The sequence below is a fragment of the Kitasatospora sp. NPDC097605 genome (assembly GCF_040302725.1).
Lineage (GTDB): Bacteria > Actinomycetota > Actinomycetes > Streptomycetales > Streptomycetaceae > Kitasatospora.
This window is the reverse complement of record NZ_JBEOSF010000004.1, coordinates 353,899-373,166: the sequence shown is the minus strand read 5'-3', so window position 1 is coordinate 373,166 and position 19,268 is coordinate 353,899. Positions and strand designations below refer to the sequence as shown.

17 protein-coding genes are annotated in these 19,268 nt (G+C 74.7%); 10 read left to right on the top strand and 7 right to left on the bottom strand.

Annotation, left to right across the window (positions count from 1 at the left end):
* The first annotated feature begins 140 nt into the window (after positions 1-140).
* Entirely contained in the window at positions 141-1,316 is a 1,176-nt protein-coding gene (locus ABTX81_RS07205; RefSeq protein ID WP_350542233.1) for a YncE family protein, read from the top strand.
* 23 nt (positions 1,317-1,339) lie between these two features.
* Here the strand turns inward: ABTX81_RS07205 and ABTX81_RS07200 are convergent, their stop codons facing one another.
* Entirely contained in the window at positions 1,340-1,891 is a 552-nt protein-coding gene (locus ABTX81_RS07200; RefSeq protein WP_350542231.1) for a hypothetical protein, read from the bottom strand.
* Between the two features lie 364 nt (positions 1,892-2,255).
* On the opposite strand from ABTX81_RS07200, the gene ABTX81_RS07195 reads away from it, so the two are divergent.
* Both ABTX81_RS07195 and ABTX81_RS07190 read left to right on the top strand, forming a co-directional pair.
* Positions 2,256-2,891 carry a TetR/AcrR family transcriptional regulator gene (locus tag ABTX81_RS07195; RefSeq protein WP_350542229.1) on the top strand — a complete coding sequence of 212 codons (636 nt, stop codon included), beginning with the start codon at positions 2,256-2,258 and terminating at the stop codon, positions 2,889-2,891.
* A complete protein-coding gene (locus ABTX81_RS07190; RefSeq protein WP_350542227.1) occupies positions 2,888-3,652 on the top strand; it encodes a glucose 1-dehydrogenase in 765 nt (254 codons plus the stop codon). Before ABTX81_RS07195 ends, ABTX81_RS07190 begins: the two co-directional genes overlap by 4 nt.
* 61 nt (positions 3,653-3,713) lie before the next feature.
* On the opposite strand, the gene ABTX81_RS07185 is transcribed toward ABTX81_RS07190, so the two are convergent.
* Positions 3,714-4,952 carry a cytochrome P450 family protein gene (locus ABTX81_RS07185; protein ID WP_350542225.1) on the bottom strand — a complete coding sequence of 413 codons (1,239 nt, stop codon included), beginning with the start codon at positions 4,950-4,952 and terminating at the stop codon, positions 3,714-3,716.
* A gap of 236 nt (positions 4,953-5,188) precedes the next feature.
* Between ABTX81_RS07185 and ABTX81_RS07180 the strand changes: the two genes are divergently transcribed.
* The 4 genes from ABTX81_RS07180 (at position 5,189) to ABTX81_RS07165 (ending at position 11,683) form a co-directional block, all read left to right on the top strand.
* Positions 5,189-6,247, top strand: coding sequence for an alpha/beta fold hydrolase (locus tag ABTX81_RS07180; protein WP_350542223.1), 1,059 nt, complete (start codon positions 5,189-5,191; stop codon positions 6,245-6,247).
* A gap of 284 nt (positions 6,248-6,531) precedes the next feature.
* Positions 6,532-8,166: a ribosomal protection-like ABC-F family protein gene (abc-f, locus tag ABTX81_RS07175; protein ID WP_350542221.1), complete on the top strand. Its 1,635-nt coding sequence runs from the start codon at positions 6,532-6,534 to the stop codon at positions 8,164-8,166.
* 142 nt (positions 8,167-8,308) lie between these two features.
* The gene (locus ABTX81_RS07170; RefSeq protein WP_350542219.1) at positions 8,309-10,543 is read left to right on the top strand and encodes an MMPL family transporter; all 2,235 of its coding nucleotides are present in this window, start codon (positions 8,309-8,311) and stop codon (positions 10,541-10,543) included.
* Positions 10,544-10,579: 36 nt separating this feature from the next.
* Positions 10,580-11,683 (top strand): carboxylate-amine ligase, encoded by a 1,104-nt coding sequence (locus ABTX81_RS07165; protein WP_350542217.1) that lies wholly within the window; start codon positions 10,580-10,582, stop codon positions 11,681-11,683.
* A gap of 59 nt (positions 11,684-11,742) precedes the next feature.
* Here the strand turns inward: ABTX81_RS07165 and ABTX81_RS07160 are convergent, their stop codons facing one another.
* Positions 11,743-12,951 (bottom strand): PP2C family protein-serine/threonine phosphatase, encoded by a 1,209-nt coding sequence (locus ABTX81_RS07160; protein WP_350542216.1) that lies wholly within the window; start codon positions 12,949-12,951, stop codon positions 11,743-11,745.
* Positions 12,952-13,153: 202 nt separating this feature from the next.
* Here ABTX81_RS07160 and ABTX81_RS07155 point away from each other — a divergent pair, with 202 nt between their 5' ends.
* Entirely contained in the window at positions 13,154-15,448 is a 2,295-nt protein-coding gene (locus ABTX81_RS07155; protein ID WP_350542214.1) for a catalase, read from the top strand.
* An 84-nt stretch (positions 15,449-15,532) separates the two neighbouring features.
* On the opposite strand, the gene ABTX81_RS07150 is transcribed toward ABTX81_RS07155, so the two are convergent.
* Both ABTX81_RS07150 and ABTX81_RS07145 read right to left on the bottom strand, forming a co-directional pair.
* Positions 15,533-15,751: a hypothetical protein gene (locus ABTX81_RS07150; RefSeq protein WP_350542212.1), complete on the bottom strand. Its 219-nt coding sequence runs from the start codon at positions 15,749-15,751 to the stop codon at positions 15,533-15,535.
* Positions 15,752-15,815: 64 nt separating this feature from the next.
* A complete protein-coding gene (locus tag ABTX81_RS07145; RefSeq protein ID WP_350542210.1) occupies positions 15,816-16,148 on the bottom strand; it encodes a hypothetical protein in 333 nt (110 codons plus the stop codon).
* Between the two features lie 94 nt (positions 16,149-16,242).
* Between ABTX81_RS07145 and ABTX81_RS07140 the strand changes: the two genes are divergently transcribed.
* Complete coding sequence (locus ABTX81_RS07140) at positions 16,243-17,238, top strand: YihY/virulence factor BrkB family protein (protein ID WP_350542208.1); 996 nt, start codon at positions 16,243-16,245, stop codon at positions 17,236-17,238.
* A gap of 9 nt (positions 17,239-17,247) precedes the next feature.
* Here ABTX81_RS07140 and ABTX81_RS07135 read toward each other — a convergent pair whose 3' ends face one another.
* Positions 17,248-18,303, bottom strand: a complete 1,056-nt coding sequence (locus tag ABTX81_RS07135; protein WP_350542206.1) for a mechanosensitive ion channel family protein — start codon at positions 18,301-18,303, stop codon at positions 17,248-17,250.
* 205 nt (positions 18,304-18,508) lie between these two features.
* Between ABTX81_RS07135 and ABTX81_RS07130 the strand changes: the two genes are divergently transcribed.
* Complete coding sequence (locus tag ABTX81_RS07130) at positions 18,509-18,877, top strand: PRC-barrel domain-containing protein (protein WP_350542204.1); 369 nt, start codon at positions 18,509-18,511, stop codon at positions 18,875-18,877.
* 90 nt (positions 18,878-18,967) lie between these two features.
* Here ABTX81_RS07130 and ABTX81_RS07125 read toward each other — a convergent pair whose 3' ends face one another.
* Positions 18,968-19,228: a DUF1232 domain-containing protein gene (locus ABTX81_RS07125; RefSeq protein WP_350542202.1), complete on the bottom strand. Its 261-nt coding sequence runs from the start codon at positions 19,226-19,228 to the stop codon at positions 18,968-18,970.
* Positions 19,229-19,268 lie beyond the last annotated feature (40 nt).

The window sequence follows — 19,268 nt, the reverse complement described above, 5'->3', positions numbered from 1 at the left end:
CGACAAGCGGGTCATCCGATCGGATGACCCGCTTGTCGCCCGACCGGCTCCGCCGCACGGGCCGGATCACCGATTCCGCGCCGGTGGCCGATGGCGCAGGCTGGGTCGGGCCCGACCCGTGCGCCCCGAGGAGCTCCGCGATGACCCACCGCCCGCCGGCACCGGCCGCCCTCCTGGCCGTGCTGGCCGCCGCCGCGCTGCTCGCCGGCTGCGCCGGCGGGAGCGCACCCGCGCCCGCGGCCGCACCCGAGTCCGCGCCGCCGCGGGTGACGGCCGCGCCGAGCACCACCGAACCGGCCTCCGCACCGGGAACCGCCTCCCCCGCCCTCCTGGTGACCGACTTCGGCGCGGACACCGTCACCTTCGTCGACCCGGCCCGCTCCGGCGCCGCCGCCGACCTCGGCTCCGTCCGGGTCGGCACCGCGCCGTACGGCCTCGCCGTCGCCCCCGACGGCACCGCCTGGGTGGCCACCGCCGAGGGCGTGGCCGCCGTCGACACCGCCACCCGCACCCGCACCGCACTGATCCCGTACCGGACCCGCACCGGACCGGTGGCCACCGGCGAGTACCGGGGCGGCGGCATGGGCCTCGCCCTCTCCCCGGACGGCGGCCGGGTCTACGTCGGCGTCAACGTGCCCGGGGGCAACGGCGCCCTGGAGGTCGTCGACACCGCCACCCGCACGGTCACCGAGGTGGTCCCGGTCGGCCGTCGCCCCTTCGACGTGGACGTCTCCGCCGACGGCCGCCAGGTCTACGTCACCGACCACGACTCCTTCGACGTCACCGTGGTCCCCACCGCCACCTGGGAGCCCCGCCGCATCGAGGTCGCCCCCTACGGCACCGAGGGCGGCCCGGGCTCCTGGCTCAAGCCCCACTACACCGCCGTCCGCCCGTCCGACGGCGCGCTGCTGCTGCCGTTCGAGGGCGAACGGCTCGCCGTCGTCGACCCGGCCACCGGCCGCGTCACCGTCGAGCCGATGACCGCCGACACCCATCAGCACGGCGTCGCCACCGCCCCCGACGGCACCCTCTACGCGGTGGGCACCGGGCCGATCGACCCCGCCACCGACGCCGGGCCGTCGCTCACCATCCGCTCCCCCGACGGCACCGAGCGCCTCGTCCCGCTCGACGGCCCGCACGAGACCGTCACCCTGTCCCCCGACGCCCGCACCGCCTACGTCTCCGGCGGCTTCACCCGCGAGGGCGGCTGGGACGGCCTCACCCTGGTCGACACCGCCACCGGCCGCGCCACCCGCCTCCCCGTCGGCCGGCTCCCGCTGGCCGTCGCCGTCCTCCCGCCCCGCCCCGGCGCCTGAGGGCGCCGGGGCGGACCGGCCGGTCAGCTGTGCGGCAGGGCGAAGTTGTAGCCCTGGGCGCTGTGCGCGCCGCCCGCCGGGCAGACGCCGTCGGTCGGGTACCCCCAGAAGTACATCGAGAAGCACTTCTGGCAGAACCGCCAGTTCCGCTGCTGGGTCGGGGTCTCCGGGACGTCGTGCGGCAGGACGAAGTTGTAGCCCTGCGCGCTGTGCGCGCCGGACGAGGGGCAGACGCCGTCCGTGGGATAGCCCCAGAAGTACATCGAGAAGCACTTCTGGCAGAACCGCCAGTTGCGCTGCGCGGTGGGGGTTTCCGGGACGTCGAAGGGCAGCACGAAGTTGTAGCCCTGGGCGCTGTGCGCTCCGCCGGCCGGACAGACACCGTCGGTCGGATAGCCCCAGAAAAACATCACGAAACACTTCTGACAGAAGCGCCAGTTGTTCTGCGTGGCGTCCAGCCGCGCCGGGGCGGCCTCGGCCCGGACGAGGCCGGCCGCCCCCACCAGGCCCACCGCGCTCGCGCCGACGGCGCCGCGCAGGAAGGCCCGCCGGCCGGATCCGACGGTCGAGGGCATTGCGGACGTACCCGACTGCTCCATTGTTCTCCTCCGTCGAGCTTGCCGTGGAACGTGCACCGCGCCATCGGGCGCGCGGCCCCGGAAATACTCCCGTCGGCGATTCCGACCGTCAAGAACAATTCCCGGGAATGTACGGCCGAGGAAATTCCGGCACAGGCGGGAAAGGGACGTTTCCTGCGGCGGCGGAGGCGGCTGGGAACGCCGGTGCGGAACGCACCGCACGCCGCGACGGCGACCCGGCCGGGCGGCGGGGCGCCACCCGGCCCGCCACGGCGCGCACCTCCGGGCCGGCCCGCCGCGGCCCTCGACAGGGGACCGGGGCCCGTTGACGTTAATAATGCGCAGTATTAATGTGGTTCGCATGGCAAGGACGTCGGCGGGTCAGGGGACCCGCGAGAGGCTGCTGCGGGCGGCGGAGGAACTCTTCGCCACCCGGGGCGTGGAGGCCTCGATGACCAAGGACATCGTCCGGCTGGCCGGGCAGAGCAACCCGTCCGCCGTGCAGTACCACTTCGGCTCCCGGGAGGGGCTGCTCGAAGCGATCATGGCCGCCCGCCAGGAACGCACCGAGCGGGCCCTCGCGCCCCACCTGCCCGCGCTCGCGGAGGCGGACCTGTCCGGGCTGCTGGGCGCGCTGGTCGCCGCCGAGGCCACCGAACTGCGCACCGAGCAGGGCCGGCACTGCCTGCGGATCTCCGCGCAGACCAGCCGCAACAGCGGCGTCCGCACCAGGACCCCGCACCCCACCCTGGCGGGCGGCGGCTACTGGCGGCTCATCGAGCTGACCGAGGAGCGGATCTCCGCCCTGCCGGAGCCGATCCGGCTGGAGCGGCTCGACCTGGTCCTCACCCTGATCGGCGCGGCGCTCGCCGACCGCGCGCACCAGTACCTCGACGGGTCCGCGCCGCTGACGGACGAGGAGACCTTCCTCGCCGACCTGGTGGCGATGTCCGCCGCCATGCTCGCCGCCCCCGCACCCCGAAGGAGCACGTCATGAACGACCTGACCGGCAAGACCGTCATCATCACCGGAGGCGCCCGCGGCCTGGGCGCCGAGGCCGCCCGGCTGGCCGTCGCGGCCGGCGCCCGGGTGCTGATCACCGACGTCCTGGCGGAGGACGGCGCGGCCACCGCCGCCGAACTCGGCGAGCGGGCCCGGTTCATGGCGCACGACGTGACCTCCGAGGAGGACTGGCGGCGCGTGGTGGACTTCGCGGTGGCGGAGTTCGGCGCGGTGCACGGCCTGGTCAACAACGCGGGGATCGCCACCGGCAGCCCGCTGGTGGAGGAGAGCGTCGAGCACTTCCGCCGGGTCCTGGAGGTCAACCTGACCGGTGTGTTCATCGGCATCAGGACCGTCGTCCCGGCGCTGCGCGCGGCCGGCGGCGGCTCGATCGTCAACATCTCCTCGGCGGCCGGCCTGATGGGCATGGCGCTGACGGCCGGCTACGGCGCGTCCAAGTGGGGCGTGCGCGGCCTCAGCAAGATCGGCGCGGTCGAGCTGGGCGCCGAACGGATCCGGGTCAACTCGGTGCACCCGGGCATGACGTACACGCCGATGACCGCCTCGGTCGGGATCCGGCCCGGTGAGGGCAACTTCCCCAACACCCCGATGGCCCGGGTCGGGGAGGCCCCCGAGATCGCCACCGCCGTGGTCTTCCTGCTCTCCGACGACGCCTCCTACGTCACCGGCGCCGAGCTGGCGGTGGACGGCGGCTGGACCACCGGACCGACCGTCAAGTACATCCTGGGCCAGTGAGCCCGCGCGCGGCCGCGCCGTCCCGGAGCGTCCGCGGGGCGGCGCGGCCGCGTTCCCACCGTCAGGCGCGCGGCCCGCGCGGCCCGTGGAGCAGCACCGGCAGGGTGCGGTGGCCGTTGGAGATCAGCGACTCGACCGGCCGCAGCTCGGTGTCCGGGGCGAGGGCGAGGTCCGGGAAGCGCTCGAAGAGCTTGCTCAGGGCGGTGCGGCCCTCCAGGCGGCCGAGCGGGGCGCCGAGGCAGAAGTGCACGCCGTGGCCGAAGGCGAGGTGGTCCTTGTCCTCCCTGGTCAGGTCGAAGACGGCGCCGTCCGCGTGCCGGGAGGGATGGCGGCCGGCGGCGGCGTAGGCGGCGAGGATCGCCTCGCCCCGGCGGACGGTCACCCCGCCCGGCAGCTCGATGTCCTCCACCGCGTAGCGCAGCGGCAGGTGGGCGACGGGCGCGTCGCGACGCAGCGTCTCCTCGACCACGTCCTCCCAGCCGACCTTGCCCTCGCGCACCAGGGCGAGCTGGCCGGGGTTGCCGAGCAGGTTGGCGATGCCGTTGTCGATCAGGTTCACGGTGGTCTCGTAGCCGGCCGAGACCACCAGCAGCAGGGTGTCGAGCAGCTCCTGTTCGCTCAGTCCGGCGTCACCGTCGACGGCGCCGGCCTCGCTCTCGCAGGCGGCGATCAGCGCGGAGGTCAGATCGTCGCCGGGCTCGCGGCGCTTGGCGGCGATCAGCTCGTCGATCATCCCGTAGAAGGCCACCGCGTTGGCCTCCGACTCCGCGGGGGTGAGCGTGGTGTCGAAGGCGCCGTCGACGTGGCTCCGGAAGCGGTCCGTCAGTTCATCCGGCAGGCCGAGGAGTTGGGCGATGACCCGGATCGGCAGCGGGTAGGCCAGCCGCTCGCGCAGGTCGACCGGCGTCCCGGGCGGCGTCGCGGCGAGGTCGTCCAGCAGGGCGTCGGTCAGCTCCCCGACGCGCCCGGCGAGCGCGTTGATCCGGCGGGCCGTGAACGCGGTGCCGACCAGCCGGCGCAGCCGCCGGTGGTCGGCGCCGTGGGCGGTGAACATGCTGCGCACGCCCACCCACAGGGCCAGCGGCCAGGTGGTGACGACCTCGGGGAGCTCGGGCCAGTGCCGGTGGCCGTCCTTGGAGACCCGGGGGTCCTTGAGCAGGTCCTCCAGCAGGGCCGGGTCGGCCACCGCCCACGCCTTCACCCCCAGGATGTCGACGGGCGTCGCCGGGCCGCGGGCGTGCAGTTCGGCGGTCTCGGCGTCGCGGTCGCGGCCGGTCGGGTCCAGCACGAGACGGTCCACAGGGCTCCTTCGGTCGGGGCGGCGCGGGGTCGCGGGCACGGCCGGCGCCGTGCCCGGGACGAGCATGCCGCCGTGTGCCGCCCGCGTCGAGAGGGCCTTCCCGGTACGGAAGACACCACACGGGTGCACCACTCGAACAGCCGTCCCAGCGTCAATTGACTGATGCGCGCGTCCGCTTCACCGCCGACAGTGGCTCGTACCGGCCGACGCAGCCGCATCCACGGAGGGACACGAGCATGATCGACAGGCGCACCTTCACCAAGGCGCTCGGGCTCGGCGCGGGCAGCACCGCGCTGGCGCTGACCGGCCCGACCGGGGCCGCGCAGGCCTCCGACGGCGGCCCCGGAACGGCCCCGACCGCCCCGACCGCCCCGGCGGCGACGGCGCACACCGGCTTCGCCCGGCTGGCCCAGGTCCGGGCCGGCCTGCTGGACGTCGGCTACGCCGAGGACGGCCCGGCCGACGGCCCGGTGGTGCTCTGCCTGCACGGCTGGCCGTACGACATCCACAGCTACGTCGACGTCGCCCCGCTGCTCGCCGCGCAGGGCTACCGCGTCATCGTCCCCTACCTGCGCGGGCACGGCACCACCCGCTTCCTGTCCGCCCGCACGGTCCGCAACGGCCAGCAGTCCGCCGTCGCGCTGGACGTCCTGGCGCTGATGGACGCGCTGGGCATCGAGCGGGCGGTGCTGGCCGGCTTCGACTGGGGCTCGCGCACCGCCGGCATCCTGGCCGCCCTGTGGCCGCACCGGGTGAAGGCGCTGGTGCCGGTCAGCGGGTACCTGATCACCGATGTGAAGGCGCAGCAGGATCCGCTGCCGCCGGCCGCCGAGCACACCTGGTGGTACCAGTACTACTTCGCCACCGAGCGCGGCCGGCGCGCCATGGCGGACCCGGGCAAGCGCGACGACCTGTGCCGGCTGGTCTGGGACACCGTCTCGCCGACCTGGGCGTTCGACGACGCGGTCTTCGCCCGGACCGCCGCCGCCTTCGCCAACCCCGACTACACCGCGATCGTGGTGCACAACTACCGCTGGCGGCTCGGTCTGGCGGACGGCGAGCGCCGCTACGACCGCCTGGAGGAGCGGCTGGCCGCCCGGCCGAGGATCGCGGTGCCCACGGTCACCCTCGACGCCGGGCGCGACCCGTTCACCGCCCCCGGTGACGGCTCCTCCTACCGGCAGTACTTCACCGGGCCCTATCGGCACCGCACCCTGCCGGAGGTCGGCCACAACGTGCCGCAGGAGGCGCCCGAGGCGTTCGCGCGGGCCGTCCTGGACGCCGACCGGCTCTGACCTCGCGGGCCGTCCGGGGCCCCGGCAGCACGGGCACCAGGTAAATCGCCTGCGTCACGGGGCCCGTGCTGCTAGGGTGGCGAGAACATTGATCCTTCGTCGAGGAGACCGGACATGGTGGTGGACGACGACATCTCCGGGTGATACCCGGACCGACAGGCCGCTCGCCGGTGCGCTGAAGCACCGCTGCCGCGGCCCGGCTGTCGTCCCCTTCTCCCCCTTGTCCACCCAGGGGACAGGTGTGTCCTTCCCTGCCCCTGGAACCATCCCGTGAGGTCACCTTCATGTCCGGCGCTTCCGTCGTCTGCTCCGACCTGTCCTTCTCCTGGCCCGACGACACCCCCGTCTTCCAGGACCTCTCCTTCGCCGTCGGCTCCGGCCGCACCGGCCTGGTCGCCCCCAACGGCAGCGGCAAGAGCACGCTGCTGCGGCTCATCGCCGGCGACCTGCGGCCCACCGCCGGGTCGATCACCGTGGACGGCACCCTCGGGTACCTGCCGCAGAACCTCCCGCTGACCGCCGAGCTGACCGTCGCCGAGGTGCTGGGCGTCGCCGAGGTGATCCGGGCCATCGACGCGGTGGAGTCGGGGGACGTCGACGAGCGGCACTTCACCACCATCGGCGACGACTGGGACATCGAGGAGCGCACCCGCGCCCAGCTGGACCGCCTGGGCCTCGGCGGCCTCACCCTCGACCGCACGCTGCGCACCCTCAGCGGCGGCCAGGTCGTCTCGCTGGGCCTCGCCGCCCAGCTGCTGCGGCGGCCCGACGTGCTGCTGCTCGACGAGCCCACCAACAACCTCGACCTGGACGCCCGGCACCGGCTCTACGAGACCCTGGAGGACTTCCACGGCTGTCTGCTGCTGGTCAGCCACGACCGCGCGCTGCTCGACCGGATGGAGCGGATCGCCGAGCTCGACCGGGGCGAACTGCGGCTGTTCGGCGGCGACTTCACCGCCTACGAGGAGGCCGTGCGGGCCGAGCAGGAGGTCGCCGAGAAGAACGTCCGCAACGCCGAGCAGGAGCTGAAGCGGGAGAAGCGGGAGATGCAGCTGGCCCGTGAGCGGGCCGACCGCCGGCAGAGCAACGCCGCCCGCAACCTCAAGAACGCGGGCCTGCCGAAGATCTTCGCGGGGAACATGAAGCGCGGCGCGCAGGAGGCCGCCGGACGGGCCGGCCAGGTGCACGCCGGACGGGTCGGCGAGGCCAGGGCGCGCCTGGACGAGGCGGGGCGCGCGCTGCGCGAGGACCAGCGGATCGTGCTGGACCTGCCGGACACCCAGGTGCCCGCCGGGCGCACCCTGTTCCTCGGCGAGGGGCTGCGGGTGCGGCTCGGCGAGCGGGAGGTGTTCGCCGGAGGGGGCGTCGACCTGACCGTCCGGGGCCCCGAGCGGATCGCGCTGACCGGTCCCAACGGCGCGGGCAAGAGCACTCTGCTGCGTCTGCTGACCGGCGAGCTCGCGCCCGGAGCCGGCGAGCTGCGGCGGGCCGACGGGCGGATCGCCTACCTCTCCCAGCGCCTGGACCTGCTCGACCCGGACCGCACCGTCGCCGAGAACTTCGCCGCGGCCGCCCCGGAGCGGCCGGAGGCCGAGCGGATGAACCTGCTCGCCCGCTTCCTGTTCCGCGGCGCCCGCGCCCACCTGCCGGTCGGGGTGCTGTCGGGCGGCGAGCGGCTGCGCGCCACGCTGGCCTGCGTGCTGTGCGCGGAGCCGGCCCCGCACCTGCTGCTGCTGGACGAGCCGACGAACAACCTCGACCTGGTCAGCGCGGGGCAGCTGGAGAACGCCCTGAACGCCTACCGGGGCGCCTTCGTGGTGGTCAGCCACGACGAGCGCTTCCTCAGCGGGATCGGCATCACCCGCTGGCTGCAGCTGGCCGGAGGCGAGCTGCGCGAGACGGCGGCGCCCGTGCGCTGACAGCCCGCCGGGCCCTCCCCCGGCAGCCGCCGCGCACCGCCGGCGGGGCGACTACCCGCCGGTACCGGTGCGCGGCGCGGCCGGCCCGGGAACGCTGCGCCGGATCGGCACACTGCCGCGCAGGAGACCCCGGGAGCCGTCCATGCCGCCGTCCGTCCGCCGCGACTCCTCGGCCACCGGGGCCACGGCCGAGCGCTCCGGCCTGCGCCGCCTGGGCGAGTGGTGCGCGCGTCACTCGCTGCTGGTGGTCGTGCTGTGGATCGTGGCGCTGGCCGGCGTCCAGGCCGCCAACAAGACGGTCGGCGGCACCTACTCCGACGACTTCTCGCTGCCCGGCACCCAGGCCCAGATCGGCAAGGAGGTCCTCCAGACGCACGAGCCGGCCGCCGCCGGCACCAGCTCCCAGGTGGTGCTGCACGACGCCCGGCAGCTGACCGGCTTCCAGCCGCAGATCACGCAGGCCGTCACCGCGCTGCAGCAGCTGCCGCACGTGCTCGGCGCGCAGAGCCCGCTGCCGCCGCCGGGGCAGCCCGCGCCGCCCGGCGGACCGCTCTCCACCGACGGGCTGACCGGCTACATCACCGTCCGCTTCGACACCAACCCCACCCTGCTCGGCGACGAGTACCTGACCGGCGTGGACGCCGCCGTCGCCCCGCTGCGGCAGGCCGGGGTGCAGGTGGAGTACGGCGGGCCGCTGGGCGAGCTGGCCCGGCCGGCGCCGGACGACCGCTCCAGCGAGGCGATCGGCTTCGCGGTGGCGATCGTGGTGCTGCTGGTCGGGTTCGGCAGCCTGCTCGCGGCCGGGCTGCCGCTGCTGACGGCGCTGTTCGCGGCGGTGGTCGGCCTCGGCGTGCTGGGGCTGATCGCGGCGCTGTCCACCTTCGCGACGGTCGCCCCCACCCTGGCGACCATGATCGGCATCGGCGTCGGCATCGACTACGCGCTGTTCCTGCTCACCCGGCACCGGCAGAACCTGATGGACGGCGTGGACCCGATCGCCTCCGCCGGGCAGGCGGTGGCCACCAGCGGCCGCGCGGTGCTGGTCTCCGGCTGCACCGTGATCATCGCGCTGTCCGGCCTCTCGGTGTCCGGCATCTCCTTCATCGCCAAGCTCGGCGCCGCCGCCGCGGTCACCGTGGTGTCGGCGGTGCTCGGCGCACTCACCCTGCTGCCCGCGCTGATGGGGTTCATCGGCCGGCACATGGACCGCGTCTCCATGCGCCGCCCGGTCGCGGAGACCGGCGGCGCCCAGGGCGAGGAGACCACCGGCGCCTGGCACCGCTACGCCCGGCGGGTCGAGGCGCACCCCTGGCGCTACCTGGTCACCGGGGTGGTCGCGCTCGTGGTGCTGGCGATCCCGCTGTTCTCCATCCAGCTCGGCCACATCGGCGACGGCGCCGACTCCACCGACTTCACCGACCGGCGCGCCTACGACCTGATGTCCGCGGCGTTCGGCCCCGGCTCCAACGGGCCGCTCACCCTGGTCGTCGACCAGAGCGCGGTGGCCGCCGGCGACCGCCCCGCCGTCCAGACCTCCGTGCAGCAGGCCCTCACCGGCCTGCCCGGCGCGGCGAGCGTCAGCCCGCTGCAGACCAGCCCGGACGGCGTGGTGCTGTTCAACACCGTCGTGCCGGCCACCGCTCCCCAGGACCAGGCCACCACCGACCTGGTCAACCGGCTCTCGGACACCGTACTGCCGGACGCCGTGGCCGGCACCGGCGCCAAGACGTACGTCACCGGCAACACCGCGGCCCAGGTGGACTTCCTGGACATCGTGTCCAGCCGGCTGGTGCTGATCATCGCGGTGGTGGTCGGGCTCGCCTTCCTGATCATCCTCGCCGTCTTCCGCGGCCTGCTGGTCGCCGTCAAGGCCGCGGTGCTCAACCTGCTGTCGATCGCGGCCTCCTACGGGGTCGTGGTGGCGGTCTTCCAGTGGGGCTGGGGCGGACCGGCGCTCGGGGTGGCCGGGAAGGTGCCGATCGAGAGCTATGTGCCGATGATGATGTTCGCCATCGTCTTCGGGCTGAGCATGGACTACGAGATCTTCCTGCTCTCCCGCGTCCACGAGGCCTGGATCCGCACCGGCCACCCGCACGACGCGGTGGCCCACGCCCTGGAGATCACCGCCCGGGTGATCACCTGCGCCGCGCTGATCATGGTCAGCGTGTTCGCCGCGTTCATCGTCAGCGACAACATCGTGATCAAGATGATGGGCCTCGGCCTGGCCGTCAGCGTCCTGGTGGACGCCACCATCGTCCGCCTGCTGCTGGTACCCGCCGTGATGACCCTGCTCGGCGCCGCCGCCTGGTGGACCCCGCGCTTCCTCGACCGGATCCTGCCGCACATCGACACCGAGGGCGAGAGCGAGAAGGCGTGACGCGTGGAACGGGCGGTTCCGGGTAGCGGAGGGGGCATGCTGACAGTCGGAGTCGAGGAAGAGTACCTGCTGATCGATCCCCGGGACGGCACCCCGCTCCCCCGGGCGGCCGAAGTGCTGGCCGCCGCCGACCTGGCACCGGCGCTGCGGCCCAGCGAGGCGCAGCACGAACTGCTCCAGGTCCAGGTGGAGACGGCCACGCCGGTCTGCGAGGACCTCCCGGCGGTGGCCCGCCACCTCTCGCGGCTGCGCGCCGGGCTCGCCTCGGCGGCGGCGCAGCACGGGTGCCGGCTCGTCCCGGTCGGCGCGGCGCCATTCGGCCTGGACGAGCCGGTGCCGGTCACCGAGGGCACCCGCTACCGGCGGGCCCGCCGGCAGGCGCCCGCGCTGGTCGACGACCTGATGCTCAACGGCATGCACGTGCACGTCGGCGTCGAGGACGAGGAGGAACGGCTGGGCGCGCTGGTGCGGCTGCGGCCCTGGCTGCCGGTGCTGATCGCGCTGTCCGCCAATTCGCCCTACTTCCGGGGCCGCGACACCCATTTCGCCAGCTGGCGGACGGTCCACTTCGACCAGTGGGCGGTCAGCGGCCCGCCGCCCGCGTTCGCCGACGCCGCCGACCACCGGCGGCGGGTGACCGCCCTGCTGGCGGCCGGCGCGGTCGCCGACGAGGGCCAGCTCTACTGGCACGCCCGGCTCTCCGCCCGCTACCCGACGGTGGAGGTACGGGCGGCGGACGTGCAGCTGACGGCCGCCGACGCCGAGCTGTTCGCCGGCCTGGTGCGCGCCCTGGTGGTCCGCTCCGTCCTGGACGAGCGGGCCGGGGAGCCGCGCCCGGCGGTGCCCGAGGAACTGCTGCGCGCCGCCACCTGGCACGCCGCGCGCACCGGCCCGCGCGGCCGGCTGGTCTCGCCCGTCGACGGGACCGCCCGCCCGGCCGCGGAGGTGGTGGCCGAGTTCCGCGCCCACCTCGCCCCGGGGCTGCGGGCCACCGGCGACACCGAGCGGATCGCGGAGCTGTGGGCGGACTTCGCGCGCGTGGGCAACGGCGCCGACCGCCAGCGCCGCTGGTTCCGCGAGGGCGGCCGGGAGGGTCTGGCCGAACGGCTGGTGGCGTCCACCGTCCGGACGGCGCGCTGAGCCGGCCGGAGCGCTGAGCCGGCCGGCCGAGCCGCCCGGCGGCCGGCGCGGGCCGTGCCCTACGGCCCGGCGGGGCCGCCGGGCACGGTCGGCTGCCATTCGATCATCATGATGGTGGCGTCGTCGGACAGCTCGTTGTTCTGGTGCGCCAGGATGGCGTGGATGAGGCGGCGCAGCGCCTCGGGGGCCTCCTCGCCGGCGGCGGTGGCCCGGATGACGAAGTCGGTGAAGCGTTCGAGCCCGAAGAGCTCGCCGCCCACGCCCCTGGCCTCGGTGACACCGTCGGTGTAGAGCAGCAGCCGGTCGCCCGGGCGGAGCCGGAAGGTGCGCACGGCGCGCGCGGCGTCACCGAGCGCGCCGAGGCCCAGGGGCGGCTCCGGGAGGTGCGCCAGGGCGTCGGTGACGACGTGCTGGTCGCGGATCAGCAGCGGCGCCGGGTGCCCGCAGTTGATCCAGTGCAGGACGCCGTCGGCGACGTCGAGGCGCAGCAGGATGCCGGTGGCGAAGCGGTCGGGCAGCCAGCCCTGCAGGCAGTCGTCGATGATGCCGGCCAGGGCGGACAGCTCGGCACCGTTGCGCCTGGCGTTGCGGCCGGCGGCGAGGGCGACGGCGGCGGTCAGGCCCGAGGCCAGGTCGTGGCCCATGGCGTCCAGGACGGCGGCGTGCAGGACGCCGTCGGCGAGGGAGTGGTCGAAGGCGTCGCCGCCGAGGTCGTAGGCGGGTTCCAGGACGGCGGTCGACACCACCCGGCGGGTGCGTAGGGTGCGGGGCGGCAGGAAGGCGCGCAGCATCTCGGCCGGCAGGCTCATGGTGTCCGCGCGGGTGCCCCGGGCGTAGCTGTCGCTGGTGTCGCGCTTCGAGGTGATCACCATCGCGAGCAGGGAGGCGAGCATGCGGCAGCGACGCAGTGCGGCATGGTCCAGCCGCTCCGCCCGCAGGCACAGGACGCCGAGCCGGACGGCCCCGTCGGTCAGCGGGAACCAGGCGGTCAGCCCCGTCTCGTCGTCCTCGACGACGCGCAGGGTTCCAGTGCGGAAGGCCCAGCCGGCGACCGTGCCGCCGATCGGCAGCGAGGGGCCGCCGCTGATCGGGACGAGCCGGTACTGCTGGATGTCGGTGAGGTAGACGACGCTCGATCCCATCCCGAGCTCCCGGGTGTACCGCTGGGCGATGGCCGGGACGTCGCGGGGATCGAGGGTGCACCCCGTGGTGAGGAACTCGTCCAGCAGTCGCTCGCCGTGATTGAGCGGTGGTGTCGCGTCGGCCATTCCTCCAGGGGATGCCATGGCCGGCCCGTCCGCCACCTGGCGGCCGGACCGGCGGAGCGATTACGGAGCGCTTCCGCTCGTTTGCCCGCAGCGTTCGCCGGGGGCCGTTTGCCGACGCACGGTCGGGTTACCCGGCAGAGGAGTGCCGTCGAAACAGGCGAAACAGGACACCAGTCGCAGGATCGCAGGAGGAGGTCGGGCCATGGAACAGTCCGGACCGGTGAAGAAGATCGTCGACAAGGTCGCCGACGTGGTGGAGGGCGCCGTCGCACCCGACCGCCCGGAGGTGCCAGGAGCGCCCGGAGCGGCCCCGCCGGGCGTGGACGAGCCCGTCGAGCCGAGGGACCCGCTGCCGCCGAAGCCCGACCAGGCGGCGCCGCGGCCGGTGACCGCGACGGGCCGCGACACGGGCGCCGGAGCGGAGGTCAGGGCGCAGAACGGCGCGTTCCTCACCACCGCGCAGGGTGCCCGGCTGCCCGACAGCGACCACTCGCTCAAGGCCGGGCCGCGCGGCCCGGTGCTGCTCCAGGACCACCACCTGCGGGAGAAGATCACCCACTTCGACCACGAGCGCATCCCCGAGCGGGTGGTGCACGCCCGGGGCGCCGCCGCGCACGGGGTCTTCCGCGGCTACGGCACCGCCGCCGGCGTCTGCAAGGCGGCGTTCCTCGCCGAGGGCGTGGAGACCCCGGTGTTCGTGCGGTTCTCGACGGTGCTCGGCTCGCGCGGCTCGGCGGACACCGTGCGCGACACCCGCGGGTTCGCCACGAAGTTCTACACCGAGGAGGGCGTGTTCGACCTCGTCGGCAACAACATCCCGGTGTTCTTCATCCAGGACGCGATCAAGTTCCCGGACGTGGTGCACGCGGCCAAGCCGCACCCGGACCGGGAGATCCCGCAGGCGCAGTCCGCCCACGACACCTTCTGGGACTTCGTCACCCTGCACACCGAGGCCACCCACCACACCCTGTGGAACATGTCCGACCGGGGCATCCCGCGGTCCTTCCGCACCATGGAGGGCTTCGGCGTGCACACCTTCCGGCTGGTGAACGCCGAGGGCGCCACGACGCTGGTCAAGTGGCACTGGAAGCCGAGGCTGGGCGTGCACTCGCTGGTCTGGGAGGAGGCCCAGCTGATCGCGGGCGCCGACCCTGACTTCCACCGGCGGGACCTCGCGGACGCCATCGAGGCGGGCGCGTTCCCGCAGTGGGAGCTGGGCGTCCAGACCTTCCCGGACACCCCCGAGCAGACCTTCGAGGGGATCGACCTGCTCGACCCGACCAAGATCGTCCCGGAGGAGCTGGCACCCGTCCGGCCGGTCGGCCTGCTCACCCTGAACGCCAACCCGACCAACTTCTTCGCGGAGACCGAGCAGGTCGCCTTCCACCCCGGGCACCTCGTCCCCGGCATCGACATCACCGACGACGCGCTGCTCGCGGGCCGGCTGTTCTCCTACCTGGACACCCAGATCACCCGGCTCGGCGGCCCGAACTTCGCCCAGATCCCGATCAACCGCACCCACGCCCCGGTCAACGACATGCTGCGCGACGGCTTCCACCAGCACGCCGTGCACAGCGGGGTCGCCCCGTACAAGCCGAACTCGCTGGACGGCGGCTGCCCGTTCTTCGCGGGCGCCGGCGACCACGCGTACATCGAGCACCCGACGCCGGTGGCCGCCGCGCGGAAGGTGCGGGAGGCGCCGGCCTCGTTCGACGACCACTTCAGCCAGCCGCGGCTGTTCTGGCGGAGCATGAGCCCGCCCGAGCGCGAGCACATCATCGCCGCGTACACCTTCGAGCTCGGCAAGTGCTTCCACCGGGCGGTGAAGGAGCGCGGCCTGCGGGTGCTGGCCAACATCGACGCCGAGCTGTGCGGGCAGGTCGCGGCGGGCCTGGGCCTGCCCGCGCCCGAGCCGACCGAACCGACCGAGCCGGCCGGCGAGGTCCGGCCGAGCCCGGCGCTCTCCCAGCTCGGGCGCACCTGGCCGGTGGCCGGGCGGGTCGTCGGGCTGGTCGCGGGCGCCGACCACGGCGCGCTGGCCGCCGTCCGCCGGGCGGTGCTGGCGCAGGACATGGTGCCGCTGGTGATCGCCGGCACCGGCGGCGCGATCGGCGCCGGTGACGACGCCCTCGACGTGCAGCGGACCTTCACCACCGCGCGGTCGGTGGAGTTCGACGCGCTGGTGCTCATCGGCGCGCCCGGTCCGGCGGCGGACGCGGACGCCGCCCGGGACGCCAAGGCGGGCAACCCGTTGCCGGTGGCCTCGCCGGTCGACCCCCGGCTGGTGCTGATGCTGGCCGAGATCTACCGGCACGCCAAGCCGGTGCTGGCGCTGGAGGGCGGCCAGAGCGCGCTCCAGGCCGCCGGCATCACCACCAACGCGCCCGGCGTCCTCGTCGGGCTGCCGGCCGACGAGGCGGTGGAGCGGCTCGTACGGCTGCTGGCGGCACACCGGGTCTGGGACCGGTTCCCGCCGTCCACGGCGGCCGGAGGGTAGTCGGCGGTCCGGCAAAGGGCCCGGGGCGCCCGCCACCGTGGTGGTGGCGGGCGCCCCGGGCCCCCGGCGTTCCCCTCGGCGCGTTCAGGGCCGGTCGTCGGGGTCGCCGCCGTCCGGGTCGGCGTCCGGCTCGTCCACGTCGGACTCGTCGCGGTCCGGGCGGCGGGCCCGGCCTGGTTCGACGGTCGTCGCATCGCCGTCGCCGTCGTTCTGTCCGGGGGCCCGGGGGTCGGGGCCCCTCTCGTCGTCCGGGTCGTGGTGCAGCGGCACGCCGCCGGCGCCGCCCTGCGGGATCTCCTCCACCGTCTTCTCCTCGCCTCGTCGCGGATTCCCCCGGTCGCTCGGCGCGTGCCCGGCCCGCGCCGGGTCAATCCGCCGGGCGGCAGTGGCGCAGCAGGGCGAAGGCGGCGCCCAGGAGGGCGGCCCAGCCGGTGACCGCGGTCCAGAACACCGCCGGGGCGCAGCCGCGCAGCCCGGCCGCCAGCAGGCCCAGGGAGAGCAGGCCGAGGGCCAGTACGCTGCGGGGGCGGGCGCCGCAGAGGGTCTCCCAGGCGCGGTTGCGCAGCCGCAGGCCCGCGCCGCGCAGCGCCACGTGCGGGGCGCGGCCGAACCACGGTTCGATCCCGGTGCCCCCGTACCCTGCCGCCGCCTGTTCGCGCCGCCCGTCCACCGTGTCCGCCTCCTCGCGGTCGCCGTGCATGCCGGCGCTCGGGTTCCCCGCTTCCGCGCGCGCTAACGTCCCGGGAGGCGGGAATTCAGGTGTTCCGGCGCGGAGCGGGGGCAGACGCGCGGGCGTGAATCCGGTCGAACGCGCCCTTCGCGCTCTGGACGGCCTCCAGCAGCGCCACCGTCCTCCCGCCGTCGTCCTCGGTGTCGTCAAGAAGTACGGCGACGACCGCGGCGGCCTGCTCTGCGCCCTGCTCACCTACTACGGCTTCGTCGCGCTCGTCCCGCTGCTGCTCCTGCTCAGCACCGTGCTCGGCTTCGTCCTGCACGGCCACCCCGGGGCCCAGCGGGCCGTCGTGGACTCCGCGCTCGCCGACTTCCCCATCATCGGCGACCAGCTGCGCCAGAGCACCCACGCGCTCCAGGGCAGCGGCCTGGCGCTGGTGATCGGTGCGCTCGGCCTGCTGTACGGCGCGCTGGGCGTCACCCAGGTGCTCCAGCACGCGATGGCCGAGATCTGGAACGTGCCGGGCGTGCGGCGCCCCGGCTACTTCCCCCGGCTGGCGCGCGGGCTGCTGCTGTTCGCCGTCCTGGGCACCGGGCTGGTGCTGACCACGGCCGGCGCCGCGCTGGTCGGCACCACGCTGGGCGGACTGCCGGCCCGGATCGGGGCACTCGTCGTCTCGGCGCTGCTGAACACCGCGCTGTGCCTGGCCTGCTTCCGGGTGCTCACCCCGCACGAGGTGCCGACCCGGGCGCTGTGGCCGGGCTGCCTGCTGGCCGGGCCGCTGTTCACCGCGCTGCAGGCGTTCGGCTCGCTGCTGGTCGCCCACGAGCTGCGGCACGCCGGGCAGGTCTACGGCTTCTTCGCGACCGTGATCGGCCTGCTCTCCTGGCTCTACCTGGCCGCCCAGGTCACGGTGTACGCGGCCGAGACGAACGTGGTGCTCACCCGCCGGCTCTGGCCGCGCAGCCTCCTCCAGCCCCCGCTGACCGAGGCCGACGAGCAGGTGCTCGCCTCCGTCGCCCGGCAGGAGGAGCGCCGGCCGGAGCAGCGGGTCGACGTCTCGTTCCACGACACCGAACCCGGCTCCCCGGACGACGGGGACGGTCCCGACCGGTAGCGCATCCGCTCACCGGCCGGGACCTTCCGGGCGGGCGCCGGGGGCGTCGGTGACGGAGACCCGCGGCAGGGCGTACGGGTGGTGGTCCCGCAGGTGGCCGATGAGGTGCTCGCGCAGCTGGCAGCGGAGTTCGTAGGCGTGGTCGGCGTTGGCCGCGGTGGCCAGTGCCCGGACCACGATGGTGGTGGGCGTGGTGTCGACCACCTGGAGGGCGCTGCCCTCGCCGTCCCACAGCGGGTTGCCGGCCAGGAAGGCGTCGAACTCCTCGCGCAGCTTGCCGACCGGGGCGTGGTGGTCGAGGTGGAGCAGCGCGGTGCCGGTGATCCGGCTGGAGCGGCGGGACCAGTTCTCGAAAGGGCGGCCGACGAAGTACGACATCGGCATCACGATCCGCCGCTGGTCCCAGGTCGCGATCACCACCGCCGTGAGGGTGATCTCCTCCACCGTGCCCCACTCCCCCGCGACCACGACGACGTCCCCGATCCGGGCGAGGTCGCCGAACGCCATCTGGACGCCGGCGAACACATTGGCGAGGGTGCTCTGCGCCGCCACGCCCGCCACCACACCGACCAGGCCGGCCGAGGCGAGCAGGCTGGTGCCGACGCCGCGCACCGCCGGGAAGGTCATCAGCACCGCGCCCAGCGTCACCAGCCCGATCACCGCCTGGCAGATCCGGCCCAGCAGGTCGGCCTGGGTGCGGGCCCGGCCGGCCCACGCCGGGTCCCGGCGGTGCACGGCGAGCCGGACCGTGCCGTCCACCAGCAGCGCCACCACCCGGGCGCAGAGCCAGCCGCCGCAGGCGATCGCGGCGATCAGCACCAGGTGCCGCAGACCGTCCCGGGCGGCGAGCGGCGCGTCGATCCACGGCAGCGCGCCGAGCACCAGCAGGCAGGCCGTCAGCGCCAGCACCGGGCGGCGGCACCGGGCCAGCAGCCGTGGCACTCCGGCGCTGCGCCCGCCCGCCGTCAGCCGCCGGGCCGCGGCCAGCGCGGCCCGGTCCACGCCGAACGCGAGCAGGACCGCCGCCAGGCCCGCCAGCGCCAGCCGTACCAGACTCCACCCCATGCCCCGCTCTCCTCTCGGGTCGCTCCTCGCGGCCCGGCGGCCGCCCGGGCGCGCGCGCCCGACCCGCGGCCCCGTCTTTCCCGGCTCGCGCCGCGCACACCTGCCGCGGACGTGGCATGGATCGCGCCGGCCGGGGCACCCGACCACCGCGCACCCGCCCCGGCGGGGCGCGCCACCGGCCCCATGACGGAAGGGAGAAGGACACATGGACGAGGGCGTCAACCTCTGGCGGTTCCGGGACACTTCCGGCCACACCGCCGACACCGACCTCATCGGGTTCCACGTGGAGGCCGTCGACGGCCCCGTGGGCAAGGTCGACAAGCTCTCCGAGGAGGTGGGCTCGCAGTACCTGGTCGTCGACACCGGACCGTGGATCTTCGGCCGCCTGGTGCTGCTCCCGGCCGGGACGGTCATCCGCATCGAGATCGGCGAGCAGAAGGTCTACGTCGACCGCACCAAGGACGACATCAAGAACAGCCCCACCATGGGCGCGGCCGAGACCGACCTCGGCCCCGACTTCCGCGACCGCTACGCGCTCTACTACTCGACCTTCTACGGCGGTCGCATCATCTGACGCCGGCTCGGCCACCGGCTCGGCCGCCGGGGCTCCCGCCGGATGCGCGCGGGGCGGCGCGCACGTCCGAGGACGTGCGCGCCGCCCGTCTCAGGCCGGCCCGTAGCGGTCGACGCCGTCCGATCCGCGCGGGGCGTGCCCGACCGCCTTGTGCAGGGTGCGCAGGGCCACCAGGAGCAGCCCGATGTCGTCCAGCAGGATCGGGTCCGGGAGCAGGTCGACGGGGCTGATCAGATAGGCGATGGACGCCCAGAACAGGACCTTGGCCGACATCGGGACACCGGTCGACACCAGGAGCCTCCGCACCCGGACCAGCTTCACCACCAGGACCACCGCGACCGCCAGGGACACGGCCGCCAGAGCGCCGACGACCCACCACAGAACGCCGCCA

Coding starts and splice junctions, on each gene's coding strand:
- ABTX81_RS07135 (WP_350542206.1), bottom strand. CDS start 18,303: ATGGGGTGGAGTCTGGTACGGCTGGCGCTGGCGGGCCTGGCGGCGGTC.
- ABTX81_RS07170 (WP_350542219.1), top strand. CDS start 8,309: ATGCCGCCGTCCGTCCGCCGCGACTCCTCGGCCACCGGGGCCACGGCC.
- ABTX81_RS07200 (WP_350542231.1), bottom strand. CDS start 1,891: ATGCCCTCGACCGTCGGATCCGGCCGGCGGGCCTTCCTGCGCGGCGCC.
- ABTX81_RS07155 (WP_350542214.1), top strand. CDS start 13,154: ATGGAACAGTCCGGACCGGTGAAGAAGATCGTCGACAAGGTCGCCGAC.
- ABTX81_RS07195 (WP_350542229.1), top strand. CDS start 2,256: ATGGCAAGGACGTCGGCGGGTCAGGGGACCCGCGAGAGGCTGCTGCGG.
- ABTX81_RS07180 (WP_350542223.1), top strand. CDS start 5,189: ATGATCGACAGGCGCACCTTCACCAAGGCGCTCGGGCTCGGCGCGGGC.
- abc-f (WP_350542221.1), top strand. CDS start 6,532: ATGTCCGGCGCTTCCGTCGTCTGCTCCGACCTGTCCTTCTCCTGGCCC.
- ABTX81_RS07165 (WP_350542217.1), top strand. CDS start 10,580: ATGCTGACAGTCGGAGTCGAGGAAGAGTACCTGCTGATCGATCCCCGG.
- ABTX81_RS07205 (WP_350542233.1), top strand. CDS start 141: ATGACCCACCGCCCGCCGGCACCGGCCGCCCTCCTGGCCGTGCTGGCC.
- ABTX81_RS07145 (WP_350542210.1), bottom strand. CDS start 16,148: ATGCACGGCGACCGCGAGGAGGCGGACACGGTGGACGGGCGGCGCGAA.
- ABTX81_RS07190 (WP_350542227.1), top strand. CDS start 2,888: ATGAACGACCTGACCGGCAAGACCGTCATCATCACCGGAGGCGCCCGC.
- ABTX81_RS07160 (WP_350542216.1), bottom strand. CDS start 12,951: ATGGCCGACGCGACACCACCGCTCAATCACGGCGAGCGACTGCTGGAC.
- ABTX81_RS07130 (WP_350542204.1), top strand. CDS start 18,509: ATGGACGAGGGCGTCAACCTCTGGCGGTTCCGGGACACTTCCGGCCAC.